Below are 14,075 nucleotides of genomic sequence, written 5' to 3'. Positions count from 1 at the left end.
GCACTAACGCGAAACACCGCATTAGCCAACGCAGGCGCCGCACTAGGCATAGCCAAAAAGCTCGCCCCAGTAGGATCGCGGTCACCAGGCACGACAATCACTTCCACACTATTGGGTAGCTGAGCCATGTTGGCCAGCGGATAGTCTTTGTAGCTGCGTTGCTGGATCTGGCCATTCTTGAAGGTGATCGCGAGATTGAGCGCGGTCGATAGGGCATCGAGCGTGGCGCCGGCGATTTGGCCTTCCAATCCGGTCGGGTTGATCGCGCGGCCTACATCGACGGCGCATACGACCCGCTCAATGGTCAGCTTGTCACGCTGCAATGAGGCTTCGATCGCATGGGCCACGTAGGCACCGTTGATGTGCCAGCAGGCGATGCCTAGTCCGTTGACGGTGCGTAGCCAGTTTTTCCACTCGATGCGTTCGGCGACCAGATTGAGCACGTTGGTGAGTCGTGCGGTGTCCATGGTGGTGCCCAGGCCGTGTAGCGGTATTTGCCGTGGCTGGCCGAGCAGGCGCAAGCGGGTGTCGAGTGGGTTTTCTTTCAGCGAGTGGGCGATTTCGTCGATGAAACTCTCGACTGCAAACGCGTTGTTCAAATGCGGCATGCCGCGAGCGTGGCCGCCCGGTATCGACGACTGCAGGGCGTACCAGTCACTGCGGTAATTCGGTATCAGGCCGGCCGGCAGTTGGTTGGCATCGAGTTCGGACGTCCATAGCCGTGGCTCGGGTACGCCGCGGCGCGCGCGCGCGGAGGCGCTTGCCATGCGCTGATTCCAACTGATGACCTGACGCTTGTGGTCAAGCGTGGCCGTGAGTTTGTGGACGCTGGCGGAGCGGTAAAAGTCGTGGGTGAAGTCTTCGTCGCGTGTCCATAGCAAGCGCACGGGCTTGCCGGCGGCTTTGGCCAGCATCACCGTTTCGGCGACATAGTCGTGATCGAGTCGGCGGCCGTAGCCACCACCGATGCGAGGTACGCGTATCTCGATCTGGTCGGGTTTGAAGCCGGTCAGTCGCTGCACGACGGCCCAGGCTTGTTGCGGCGCCTGGGTGGGGGCGATCAACAGAGCGTGGTCCTTGTCGATGCGTGCGAGGCAGTTCATCGGCTCGGCGGTGGTGTGCGCCAACCAGGGCTGCAGATAGGTGGCCTCGACGCGGAAGGCTGCTTTCTTGTTGGCTGCATCGACGTCGCCGTCGTTGCGCACCCGCGTGGTCGGCGCGTGGTTTTTGTCGTTGAGCAGGTCGATCGCCTGCAATTCCAGCGCGGCGCTGTTTTCAGTGTTGCTGGCGCCTGGTTTCCATTGCAGCTTGAGCTTGGCGCGGCCCTGTAGCGCAGACCAGGTATCTTCGGCCAACACCGCAACGGCCGGAGCGATCACCGTGCTGCCGAGTGGCTGGCCTGGCTCGGGTATCAGCGGCAACACTTGCACTACGCCTTTGACGGCCTTGGTCTCGGTGGCATCGATGCCATCGAGCGTGCCATCGGGCCATGGGCAGTGCACCAGCACGGCGACCAGGGCATCGCCGAAGCGGTGGTCGATGGCGAAGCGCGCCTGGCCGGTGACAAAGGCGTGTGCATCGACGTCGCCGGCCGGTTTGCCGATCAAGGTATAGCGGTCGGGGGTTTTAAGCGGCACCGGATTCGCCGGCGGCGAGATCTTGGCGGCAGCTTCGGCCAGGCTGCCATAGCCAAGGCGACGGCCATCGGCTGCGATCACCATGCCGGCCTTGGTCTGCAGTTGCTCAGCCGGTACGCCAAGCTGGCGGGCCGCCGCTTGCAATAGCAGCCAGCGCGCCAAGGCGCCGACTTGACGCAGGTCGGACCAGGCGGCGGGAGTCGAGGTGCCGAGGCCGTCGAGTTGGTGCCCGTAGATCCAGTTCGGCTCGTCATTGCCGTTTTCCACGCCGAGACCAAGCGGGACCACGGTAACGCGCGGCCAGTCGGCATCGAGTTCATCGGCGATGATGCGGGGCAGGGTGGTGGCACTGCCGGTGCCGCTGTCGGGGTCGCGCGCACCGATCAGCACATTGCCGTCGGCATCGATACGCACATAAACGCCGAGGCCGTAGAGGGTGTCGCCTAGAAAAGCCGGTGGCAGCGGTGCGTCGGCCGCTGCGGCAAATGGGATACCAACCACCAGTGCACCGGCTGTACCGGCGAGCACCTTGAGGAAGCCGCGGCGCGAAAGCCCGTTCGTGCCGCTCATACCCGGCCTCCGTTGAGTGCGGCGGCGGCGCGCATGATCGCGCGTCGTACCCGAGTTTGGCAGCCGCAACGGCATAGGTTCGGCAGTTGGTCGATATCGGCATCGGAGGGGTCGCGCTTGCGATCGATCAGCTCTTTCGCGGCGATCAGCCAACCGGGCGTGCAATAGCCGCAGCCGATGGCGTCTTCGTCGATAAAGGCTTGCTGCAGCGGATGCAGTTTACCGTCGGTGCTGGCCAGCCCCTCCACGGTAATGACCATCTTGTCGGCCAGGTCCTTCATGGGCACGGTGATCGCGGAAACGGCTTTGCCGTTCACCAGCACCAGGTCGGTGCCATCGCCGCCGTGTGCGCTGCCGTACTTGGTACCGGTGAGCTGCAGCACGTCGCGCAGATACCACAGCAGCGGCATCTGTTCGTCGCCGGTATGGCGAAAACGCTTGCCGTTGATTTCCAGGTCGACACCCTCGCGCGCTTTCTCCTGCACGATTTTGCTGTTCGAAATGTCGGGTGGAACCGGGACTTGCGCGTGCGCCATCGGGAAATTCTCCTCACGTATCGCGCGCATTGTGGCATCGCGTGGGGTGGGCAGCCTACCTTGGGTGTGGATTGAGTAGCGGTGGTGGAGGCGCAAGCTCAGTAGCGCCTGGCATTTTGAGATGTTTCAAAACCATGCTGCCCACTGGCTGGAGGCTGGTTGCGACGGATGGGGATGGCATGTCGCAAGCCATCCTCCAAACCATTACTTGTCGCTAAACAGCCGTTGCCATACCCAATAAACCGGTACGCCGGACAACATGATAAGCACGCCGATGCCGGTGTTGAGCGGGCTGTCGCGCAGGCTTTGCACCACCACCAGCCCCACCGTAGCGATAAACAGCAGCGGCAGCAGGGGATAGCCCGGCACGCGGAAATCGACCGGGCCGTGGTCATGGCGGCGATACCAGAACAAGGTGCCTACGCCGAAAGCGCAGGCCAGCCAGTCACCGAAGGTGGCGTAATCGAGCAGTTGACCGTAAGAGCCGGATAGCGCCAGTACACAGGCCCAGCCGGTGAGCAGCAGCAGGGCCAGATTGGGCGTGTGATGCTTCGGGTGCAACTGCGCCACGCTGCGAAAGAACAAGCCGTCCGCGCCCATCACCTGCAGCACCCGTGCACCTGCGACCAGGGTGATATTGCAAAAACCCAGCGTGGATATCGCTATGCCGATAGCCATCAATTTGGCGCCCAGCGGGCCGGCGACCTGCTGCATCACGTCGGCAGCCGGCGTGCGGCTGGCGGCGAGGCCGGCGTGTCCGAGTACCTCTAGATAGGCCACGTTGACCAGCCCGTAGATCAGGATCACCAGCAGCATGCCGACAAACAAAGCGCGCGGCAGGGTGCGTTGCGGCTCGCGTACTTCGCCGGCCAGATTATTGAGATAGGTGAAGCCGCTGTAAGCGAACAACACGGGTAGCGCCGCGCCCATGAAGCCGACGCCGCTGCGCGCCGGATCTACCGCGAATATCGAATGACTGCCGCTACCCACGCCGGCTAAAAACAAACCGCAAACCAGCAGCATCGCCACCGCCAACAGTTTGAGCAGGGTGAACAGATTCTGCAGTTGCACGCCCAGGCGCAGACCGAACAGATTGATGCCGGCCACGAACACCAGCGCACCGGCCGCCAGTGGCGGTATCGCGGTCGTCGGTAAACCAAACACCGCTGCCGAATAACTGGCGAACACCGTCGCCACGGCAGCGGCCGAGCCGGAGTAGATCACCAGCAACATGGTCCAGCCGAACAGAAAGCCGGCCAACGGCCCCAGCGCGTCGCGTAGATAGATATAACTGCCGCCGGCACGTGGGCGGCGTGCGCCGAGTTCGGCGTAGCAGAGCGCGCCGATCAAGGTGAGTACGCCGGCGCCGACCCACATCAGCAGCAACGCCAGGCCCGAGTTGGTGCGTTGCGCGATGATGCCGGGGTTGAGAAAGATGCCGCCGCCGATGATGCCGCCGACCACGATCAGGGCGGCGTCCCACAGACCGAGCCGGCGGATGTAACCGCCGGACGAGGATGAGTCGCTCATGAATTTTTCGCTGCGGGAAACCGCAGTCGAGCATGGCGGTTGACTCGGGCGACGGCAAGTCCTCTAGGGGGCTTTTTTACCGTCCGGCCCTCCCCCGCAAGCAGGGGAGGGCTTTCATACCTTAGACGTTGCTATGTTAGAAGCCGCTACCCAAGAACAGCGCGAGATTGGTCACGTTAAGCGTGCCGATACCCGCACCCGGGTCGTAGCCCCGTACCCCGTGATAGAACCAGTTGTCCCCGGCGCGTATGTCGTTGAAAGCCGACCACGGGCCGTAGCCAAAAGCGTTCTGCAGGAAGTAGATCTGCGGATTCCAGAAGCCGACGCGATGGCCCGAGCTCTCGGTGAGCAGAGCGGAAATGCCGTTGAGCTGAGGCGCCACGAAACTGGTGCCGCCGCTGCCGCTGCCGACGCCGCCGTCAGCGGTGGAGACGACGATATAGCCGGTTTCAGGATCGGCGTTCAACGAAACATCCGGCACGTTACGGCCACGGAAGTTACCCGGCAGGGTCAGCAGGGTCAGTGGTGTGGTTTGCGTATTGCCAGGAAAGACCAGGCTCGGGTTCTGCGCAATCAGTGACTGATTCGTCTCAGTGCGTTTAATGCCGCGCGTAAATTGCTGATAGAACGGCTCCCGCCAGAATATGCTTACGCCGCCGCCGCCGCCCACCGAGAACAAGTCATAGCGACCTGGGCGAACCTTGTCGAGATAGGTCTGCAGATAATCCCAGCCCCATACGCCCTCTTCGGTGATCGAAGCAACCGGCCCACCGGCAAACTGAAAAGTGAAGGGCGTGGTGGTGCCGCCCGCTGCCGTGATGAACGGATCAGAGGCAGGCGCATCGACGGTCAGCGGCGCATTGAACAACTGGTGGCCTAGCGCACGTACCGTGTCGTAAGCACCTGAGTCGCCCGTGGCAGCGAACATCGATTGGCCCTGCGCGGCGGCCTCTAGAAACATCTGATGGAAGCTGCGCAATTCACCGGTGAAGTCGCCGCCGGTGAGTAGCGAGTTGTAATAGAACACCTCCGGGTTGCCCCAGCTCACCGAGATCGTGTCGGCGCGGTTGTCCGAGACGGCTGCATTGAACGCATCGAGAAAGCCGGCATCGGTATTGGGCGCGTCATACACCAGCACATCGGCGAAGGGCGCCAGGCCACCCGATTGCTCCACATCGAGCGAGGTCTCGCCGCTGCCTGCCGCGCCGCTGATGACGCCGCCGCCATCCACATGCATCTGGGTGATGCGATTGGGTTTGGTAACCAGCCCGATCATGTTCCAGTAGCTGTAGGCATCGGCTGGGTAGAAGTCGGCCAGCGTGACGATACCGATGGTCGAGCCCTTGCCGGTGACGCCTGCGTTGTACAGCGGGTTGATGTTGTAGAAGTTGGCGACGTCGCCCACCGTGTACTGCCCCGGCACGCCGGTAGCGGTGCCGTTGGTGGCCGCCTTATTCGTCAGCAGGCCGTTCGCCATCGGGGCGAGCTTGGTCAGTTGCGGCGAGGCGAGGCTGGAGTGCATGTGATGCGAGACATATTTCGCCTCGGTGCTGAGGCCGGCGGCCATCACCACGGTGCCGGCCAGCGCCGACGGCAATACCGGTTCGCGACTGGGGCGATGGAAGTGCGAGCCTTCGCTCGATTGGTAGTCGCGGATCGTGGTTTGAAAGGCGTTATTGAATTGACTGATGGTGCCGCGTGTTTTGATCGCAAGGTGATTGGCCGTCACTTCGGTAGTGGCGATACCGTTGTGTTTTAGAAAAGCCTGCACCTGCGCGATTTCATCATCGGTGGCGCCGTACTGTCGGGCAAACTCGGCGGTGCTGAGAAACTTGTGATACGCCGGATCGCCGGGCGTCACAGTTCGATAGACATAATTCTCCAGCGCTTCCTGATGATGCAGGTTGAGCACCAGGGTAACGTTGACGGTTTGCGCCGTATTGGCCGTTCCCATATCGAGTGCCGGCCGTACATCGCGCGCAGCGGATGTGCCGGCAACGCCGCAAAGCAGCAGGGCGAGAGCGGTGGTGAGGGACTTGCGATGCAACTGCGTAAACATGTGACTGTCTCCTGTAGCGAAGAACTCTGACGCGAAGCGGCGACATGAATCCGTGACGGCATCGTGAAGACACCGCCACCGCACTTCGGCCAGGCCGTGAAGCGCATCTACATAAAACCAGTAACCCCTAACTACGTGTTGCTGTCCTTGCGGTCACGTCCCCCTGTCGACTGACACCGCCCTGACCGGCGCAACGCTAGCGCGAGTGAGCGTTTCGTGAAAGTGTCTGTGTGGCGCAAATTTTTGCGAAATTCAGCGGATTCGCACCTGAAACATGGCGTGAAAGCGATCGGGTCACGCATTCATCGCATGCCTACAGCGCAACGCGGCCTGCGCTGACTTGTTTTGGCGCAAGAAATTTCTATAATCCGCAGCCCTCTTCGCCGGGACTCGCGAAAGAGCGCAATCACCAACTACAGGGATCATGTATGACCAAGCGTATTTTGATGGCCGCTTTGGCTGTCGCATTGGCTGCTGCCGCAACCACTTCTTTCGCTGCCGACACCATCGACGGCAGCTTCTTCGTCAACGGCAATCTAGGTCAGTCGGAGTACCGTGCCAGCAGACACGATTGGAGCGACCGCTCCGATACGGCCGCTGCCGTGCGGTTCGGCTACACCTGGTACAACACCGTGGATTTCGGTGTGGAAGGTGGCTATGTCGATCTGGGCAAGCTCACGAACAAATACGACGCTTTGTTTTACAACGTGAGCCAAAGCGTCAAGGTCAAGGGCTTTTTGCTCGGTGCGAACGGTAAGTATCGTTTTGCGGGCGACTGGTATGTCTCCGCTCACGGTGGCTGGTTCGGTTCCAAAACCGATTTTCAGACGCGGGTAAATTTCCCCAACGCTGGCGCATCGAGCTATTCCACCAACGACACGGGTAACGGCTGGTACGCCGGCGTCGGCGCAGGTTACGACTTCACCCCGAACTTCAGCCTCGGTGTGAATTACGACAACTATCACGCCAAGTCGAATGTCCGTATTGGCAACGTGAGCCAGGACATCACCGGCAACGTCGGCATGTACTCGGTCTTCGCCGAATACCGTTTCCGCTGATTTTTGCTTTTGTTTTGAGTTATGGGACGGCCGCCTTGTGCGGCCGTTTTTGTTTTCATAAACAATTAGTTGAAGCTATTTTGAGTGTCGTTGTTTGTTGTTCATTACAGAATATTTACAATGCGCGTCCCGCTCGGACATCCCCCATCTGTGGTTCGAGCGGTGGACTTTCAAAAAAATATAATGGAGTTCCCCCATGAATAAGTTTCAGACGGTCGCCGTGGCTTTGGCCCTCGGCGCAGCATCGACCGCCTCGTTTGCCGATACCGGCAATTTTTTCGTCAACGGTAACCTCGGCACGTCCGACTACCGCGTGAGCAACCCGGCCAGCGGTATCCCTGGCGTCCAGAGCAGTCTCGACAAGAAAGACGCCGCCGGCGCGCTGCGCATCGGTTATCGCTGGAACAGCGTGGTCGACTACGGTGTCGAGGCCGGTTACGTGAACCTCGGCAACGCCGAAGGCAAGCTCTCCAACAGCCTCGGTCAGTCCTACTTGAAGCAAAAGAGCCGCGGCTGGCTGCTCGGCGGCAACCTCAACTACAACATCAATGACAACTGGTACGTCTCCGCTCGCGGTGGCTGGTACCGTGCGCACAACGCGTTCCAGCTCCGTGCCTACACCCCCGGCGGCAATTTCCGCAGCTCGTCTTCCACCACCGGCACCGGTGAGTACGTTGGCGTTGGCGTGGGCTACAACATCAACAAGGCATTCAGCGTCGGCGTGAACTACGACAATTACCACAGCAACGGCAATTCGTCGGACGTGAACAAGCTCAGCACCAACATCGCGATGTACTCGGTGTTCGGCGAGTACCGCTTCAACTTCTAAGCGCCGGCTCTCAAAGCGCATGCTTGAAGTACCGCAACGGCCGCCTTGAGCGGCCGTTGTTTTTGGTCGGTTGACCCGCTTGCGGCACAATAGGCGGCTTATGCGTTGCAAACCGGTGGTTTGCGGCGCTACCCCATCCACGTAGCCACAGCCGCCGCCATGACCACGATCAAGCAAGACGACCTTATTCAAAGCGTTGCCGACGCTCTGCAATACATCAGCTACTACCACCCGGTGGACTACATCACCAACCTCGCCGCCGCCTACGAGCGCGAGGAAAGCCCTGCCGCGAAAGACGCGATGGCGCAGATCCTGATTAACTCGCGCATGGCCGCCGAAGGCCATCGGCCGTTGTGCCAGGACACCGGCATCGTCACGGTGTTTCTCAAGGTCGGCATGAACGTGCGCTGGGATGCCACGATGTCGCTGGAGGACATGGTCAACGAGGGCGTACGCCGCGCTTATAACGACCCCGACAACAAGCTGCGCGCGAGCGTGCTGGCCGATCCGGCCGGCAAGCGCAGCAATACCAAGGACAACACCCCGGCGGTCATCAATGTATCGATCGTGCCGGGCGATACCCTCGATGTGATCGTCGCGGCCAAGGGCGGTGGCTCCGAGGCGAAGTCCAAGTTCGCCATGCTCAATCCGTCCGATTCGATTGTCGATTGGGTACTCAAGACCGTGCCGACGATGGGCGCCGGCTGGTGTCCGCCGGGCATGCTTGGCATCGGCATCGGCGGCACCGCCGAGAAAGCCATGCTGCTGGCGAAAGAAGCCTTGATGGAGCCGATCGATATCCAGGACCTGATCGCGCGCGGCCCGAGCAATCGCGCCGAAGAATTGCGCATCGAGCTGTACGACAAGGTCAATGCGCTCGGCATCGGCGCCCAAGGCCTGGGCGGGCTCACCACCGTACTCGATATCAAGGTCAAGGATTACCCGACCCATGCCGCCAACTTGCCGGTGGCGCTGATACCCAACTGCGCCGCCACCCGCCATGCGCATTTCACCCTCGATGGCTCCGGCCCGGTGATGCTCGATCCGCCGTCGCTGAAAGACTGGCCGCAGCTTACCTACGACGCCAGCAAAGGCCGTCGGGTGAATCTCGACAGCGTGACCCCGGCCGATGTCGCGAGCTGGAAGCCCGGCGAAGTGCTGTTGCTCAACGGCAAGCTGCTTACCGGCCGCGACGCCGCGCACAAGCGTATGGTCGAGATGCTCAACAAGGGCGAGCCATTGCCGGTGGATTTCCGTGGACGCTTTATCTACTACGTGGGCCCGGTCGATCCGGTGCGCGACGAAGTCGTCGGCCCGGCTGGCCCGACCACGGCCACCCGCATGGACAAATTCACCGAACAGGTACTGGCGCAAACCGGCCTGCTCGGCATGGTCGGCAAGGCCGAGCGCGGCCCGACCGCCATCGAGGCAATCAAGAAGCATCAATCGGTGTATCTGATGGCGGTGGGCGGCGCCGCCTACCTCGTTTCCAAGGCGATCAAGGCTAGCCGTGTGGTCGGCTTCGCCGATCTGGGCATGGAGGCCATCTACGAGTTCGAGGTGCAAGACATGCCGGTGACCGTGGCGGTGGACTCGCTTGGTACCTCGGTGCACCAGACCGGGCCGAAGGAATGGCAGGCGCGTATCGGTAAAATTCCGGTGGTGGTCGCCTGAGCTGACATCAGGTACCGGCAGGTTTTGGCGATCTGGACGTCCAAACCTGCCAAAGCCGCGGCACCAGGCAGCCGCACCATTGCAATCGTGCTGCTGCGGCGCAACACTCCGAAACTATTTCCCAACGACTGACGCGAAGAAACCGTGAGCCTGCAAACCCCTGCGTCGCTATCTGCCGACGCCACCGCTCTTGATAAGCCCTGGATCGTGATGAAGTTCGGCGGCACCAGTGTCGCTACTTTGCCGCGCTGGCAGAACATTCAAGAGCTGGTCGCCAGCCGCCGCGCCGAAGGCGCACGCGTGCTGGTGGTTGTGTCCGCCCTCTCCGGCATCACCGATGCGCTCAAACATCTGTGCGCACAGGGCGATCAGGGTAAACGCATGGAAGCGGCCAAGGCGATCACGCAGCGGCACTACGAGCTGCTTGAGCATATGCAGTTGGCGTTGCCCGATACGCTGGCCGCGCGTCTAGGCGATCTCGCCCGCTTGGCCGAAGAAGGTCCTGCGGCGATGGGCGAATTGGCCTGGGCTGCCAAAGTGCAGGCGCATGGCGAACTGCTGTCGAGTGCGCTGGGGGCATCTTTTCTCACCCATAGCGGTTTGCCCACGCAGTGGCTGGACGCGCGCGAATGCTTGGCGGCGGTGGCGCTGCCGAACCAGAACGAGCGCAGCAAGCTGCTTTCGGCAATGGTCGAGGCCAAGCCCGATCCCGCCTTGTCCGCGCGACTCGGCGCACTCGGCGAGGTGTTTATTACCCAGGGCTTTATCGCGCGTGAAGCACAGGGGCGCACGGTCTTGCTCGGTCGTGGTGGTTCGGATACCTCGGCCTCGTACTTCGGTGCGCTGCTGAAGGCGCTGCGGGTGGAAATCTGGACCGACGTGGCCGGCATGTTCACCGCCAATCCGCGCCAGGTGGCCGGTGCGCGCCTGCTGCAGCGGCTGGATTACGAAGAAGCCCAGGAAATCGCCTCCACCGGCGCGAAGGTGCTGCACCCGCGCTGCCTGTCGCCGTTGCGCGAGCCGCGCGTACCGCTGCTTATCAAAGACACCAACCGGCCTGAGCTGGACGGCACCGTGATCGGCCCGGAGGTGCGCGAGCACGCGCCGAGCGTCAAGGCGATCAGTGCGCGCAAAGGCATCACCCTGGTGTCGATGGAGTCGGTCGGCATGTGGCAGCAGGTCGGCTTTCTGGCCGACGTGTTCACTCAATTCAAGCAACATGGTTTGTCGGTGGACCTCATCAGCTCGGCCGAGACCAATGTCACGGTCTCGCTCGACCCCACCGAGAACCTGCTCGACTCCGATGCCATCGCGGCCTTGGCCAGTGATCTGGCCAAGGTCTGCCGAGTGAAGGTGATTGCGCCGTGCGCGGCGGTTACCCTGGTCGGCCGCGGCATGCGCTCGATGTTGCACACGCTGTCCGGCGTGCTGGCCGAGTTCGGTCAGTTGCGTGTGCATTTGATTTCGCAGTCGTCCAACAATCTCAACCTCACCTTCGTGGTGGACGAGAACGTGGTCGACGAGCTGCTGCCGCACTTGCACGATCTGCTGATTGCCGCCGGCGCCCTGCGTACCGACGACAGCGCGCTGTTCGGGCCAAGCTGGCAAGCCTTGTACGGCAGCGGCGAAGCGCTGGTGCCGGAAGCTGCCTGGTGGCGCACGGAGCGCCGTCAGCAGTTGCTGGCATTGGGCGCGCAAGCGACCCCGCGCTATGTCTACCATCTGCCTACCGTGCGTCATCAAGCGCGTGAGTTGAAAACACTGGCCGCCGTCGACCGGCTGCATTACGCGGTGAAAGCCAATACCCATCCAGACATCCTGCGTGCGCTGGCCGAGGAGGGCTTCGGTTTCGAATGCGTCTCGCCGGGCGAGTTGAAGGCCGTGATGGCGGCCGTGCCGGAGTCGGCACCGCTATTGTTCACGCCCAACTTCGCCCCGCGCGAAGACTACGCCTGGGCCTTGAATACTCGCGCCACCGTCTCGCTCGATTCGCTTTATCCGATGGCGCATTGGGGCGAGCTGTTCCGTGGTCGCGAGATCGTGCTGCGGATTGACCTGGGACGAGGTCTGGGCCACCACGAAAAAGTACGCACCGGCGGCAGCGGCAGCAAGTTCGGTTTGCCGGTGGAATCCATCGACGCTTTCCTCAAGCTGGCCGATGCGCACGGTGTGATCGTGCGCGGTCTGCATGCTCACCTGGGCTCGGGCATTCTCGACGAGGCTCACTGGGGCGAGGTTTACAGTCAGCTCGCCAGCCTGGCTGAGCGCATCGGCAGCGTGGCCTTTATCGACATTGGCGGCGGCCTTGGTGTGCCTTCGCATCCGGGCGAGGCGCGGTTGGATATCGCCGCGCTCGATCGCGTATTGCGCGAGGTCAAGGCGGCTTACCCGCATTACAAACTGTGGATGGAGCCCGGCCGTTACCTGGTGGCCGATGCTGGCGTACTGCTTGCCCGCGTCACCCAGCAAAAGGGCAAGGGCGCGCTACGCTATCTCGGTATCGACACCGGCATGAACAGCCTTATTCGTCCCGCGCTGTATGAGGCTTGGCATGAAATCGTCAATCTCACTCGCCTGGACGAGCCGGTCACCGGCCTGTTTCAGATCGTCGGCCCGATCTGCGAAAGCGGCGACGTGCTGGGTACCGATCGCCGCCTGCCCGAGCCGCAAGAGGGTGACGTGATGCTGATCGCCCAGGCCGGCGCCTATGGCAAGGTGATGTCGTCGGAGTACAACATGCGCGATGCGGCTGAAGAAATCATCATCGATTGAGCGTCTTCCTCCCCGAATAAGGGGAGGGAGTAGGGCGATACAGACTTAAAGAGTGAGCAATGTGATCCAACCGCGTCTGACCCAGGTATTCCGTTTTGTACGCTCAAGCTATGCCGATGGCGTGGCCGAGTTGGTCTATGCCTTCGATGATGGCGAGGAGCTGATCGAGCGCGTGCGTTTTCCGCATGCGCCGACGCTACCGGCCACGCATGTGGACGCCTTCAACGCTGCGCTGCGCTTGCTGCATCTGATTGCCGGTGTCAGCTACTACAAGGCCGGGGTGCCGCCGAAAATCGAAGTGAGCGGCGAGCTGCTGGACGACAGTACGGCCGATTTGCTCGATGCCTTGTATCTGCATGGGCTGGCCGAGTTCGCGTATCGCAACGGGTTGGATCTGCGTGGACGCATCGCATTTCCACGCGGCGGCCATGCCAAACCGGTCGCCGGAAAGTTGGGCCTGCCGCAACGCACGCTGGTGCCGATCGGCGGCGGCAAGGATTCGCTGGTGGCGGTAGAGGCGGTCAAGTCGATCGCCGGCGAAGCCACCGCCGTATGGATCGGCAATTCCGCCTTGATCGCCGCCTGTGCCGAGCGTACGGGTTTGCCCACGCTCAATATCCAGCGCGAGTTGGCGCCCGGATTATTCGAGTTGAATCGGCTGGGCGCGTGGAACGGGCATATTCCGGTAACGGCAGTGAATTCGGCGATTCTTTCGCTGGCGGCGATTCTCTACGGATACGACAGCATCGCTTTCGCCAACGAACGCTCCGCCTCGGTGGCTACGCTGGAGTACGAAGGCCAGCAAGTGAATCACCAATGGAGCAAGGGTTACGCCTTCGAGCAGTTGTTGAGCGACTGGCTGCACAGCCACGTGGCTGCCGATCTCGATTACTGTTCGCTGCTGCGGCCGTATTCCGAGTTGGCGGTGACGCGCGCTTTCGCCAAGCTCACACCGTATTTCGATGTGTTCTCTAGCTGTAATCGCAACTTCAAACTGCTGGGCCCCAAGCCGGCCGATCGCTGGTGCGGGCAATGCCCGAAGTGCCATTTCGTGTTTCTTGCCTTGGCGCCGTTTTTGCCCAAGCCGCGCCTGCTTTCCATTTTCGGCCGTAACCTGCTCGACGATGAAAGCCTGGCCGCCGGCTTCGATGCGCTGCTGGAATACCAAGACCACAAACCGTTCGAGTGTGTAGGCGAAGGGGCTGAGGCACGTGCTGCCTTGTATGCCTTGAGCCAGCGCCCGGAGTGGCAGGAGGACGCCCTGGTAGCGCGCTTCCGCAGTGAAATTCTGCCGCAGCTCGATGTCGCTCAATTGGCTTTAGAGCCATGGCTTGAGCCCGCTGGTGAGCAACGCATCCCCGCGCGGCTGTTGCCTGCGCTGGCCGTATTCGATTGATCGATCGAAAGGTT

General features: G+C 61.8%; 9 protein-coding genes. 5 read left to right on the top strand and 4 right to left on the bottom strand.

The features are described from left to right. The 4 genes from DVJ77_RS19670 to DVJ77_RS19655 form a co-directional block, all read right to left on the bottom strand. On the bottom strand, positions 1-2,207 hold a 2,207-nt coding region (locus DVJ77_RS19670), incomplete at its 3' end, for a xanthine dehydrogenase family protein molybdopterin-binding subunit (RefSeq protein WP_162791602.1). Further along, positions 2,204-2,743: a (2Fe-2S)-binding protein gene (locus DVJ77_RS19665; protein WP_114847230.1), complete on the bottom strand. Its 540-nt coding sequence runs from the start codon at positions 2,741-2,743 to the stop codon at positions 2,204-2,206. The genes DVJ77_RS19670 and DVJ77_RS19665, both read right to left, overlap by 4 nt. A 204-nt stretch (positions 2,744-2,947) precedes the next feature. After that, positions 2,948-4,273, bottom strand: a complete 1,326-nt coding sequence (locus tag DVJ77_RS19660) for an APC family permease (RefSeq protein WP_114847229.1) — start codon at positions 4,271-4,273, stop codon at positions 2,948-2,950. A gap of 136 nt (positions 4,274-4,409) precedes the next feature. After that, a complete protein-coding gene (locus DVJ77_RS19655; RefSeq protein WP_114847228.1) occupies positions 4,410-6,332 on the bottom strand; it encodes a S53 family peptidase in 1,923 nt (640 codons plus the stop codon). 428 nt (positions 6,333-6,760) lie between these two features. On the opposite strand from DVJ77_RS19655, the gene DVJ77_RS19650 reads away from it, so the two are divergent. From DVJ77_RS19650 to murL, 5 genes are all read left to right on the top strand, one after another. Beyond that, positions 6,761-7,390, top strand: coding sequence for an outer membrane protein (locus tag DVJ77_RS19650; RefSeq protein ID WP_114847227.1), 630 nt, complete (start codon positions 6,761-6,763; stop codon positions 7,388-7,390). Positions 7,391-7,586: 196 nt separating this feature from the next. Further along, complete coding sequence (locus tag DVJ77_RS19645) at positions 7,587-8,219, top strand: outer membrane protein (protein ID WP_114847226.1); 633 nt, start codon at positions 7,587-7,589, stop codon at positions 8,217-8,219. Positions 8,220-8,378: 159 nt separating this feature from the next. Beyond that, entirely contained in the window at positions 8,379-9,893 is a 1,515-nt protein-coding gene (locus tag DVJ77_RS19640; protein ID WP_114847242.1) for a fumarate hydratase, read from the top strand. 150 nt (positions 9,894-10,043) lie between these two features. Beyond that, positions 10,044-12,665 carry a bifunctional aspartate kinase/diaminopimelate decarboxylase gene (locus DVJ77_RS19635; protein ID WP_263853835.1) on the top strand — a complete coding sequence of 874 codons (2,622 nt, stop codon included), beginning with the start codon at positions 10,044-10,046 and terminating at the stop codon, positions 12,663-12,665. A 52-nt stretch (positions 12,666-12,717) separates the two neighbouring features. Further along, positions 12,718-14,061, top strand: coding sequence for a UDP-N-acetyl-alpha-D-muramoyl-L-alanyl-L-glutamate epimerase (murL, locus tag DVJ77_RS19630; RefSeq protein ID WP_114847224.1), 1,344 nt, complete (start codon positions 12,718-12,720; stop codon positions 14,059-14,061). The last annotated feature ends 14 nt before the right edge of the window (positions 14,062-14,075 follow it).

The organism is Dyella tabacisoli (genome assembly GCF_003350925.1).
GTDB classification, from domain to species: Bacteria; Pseudomonadota; Gammaproteobacteria; order Xanthomonadales; family Rhodanobacteraceae; genus Dyella_C; species Dyella_C tabacisoli.
The sequence above is the reverse complement of the archived record's forward strand: the minus strand, read 5'-3'. Positions and strand labels throughout refer to the sequence as shown.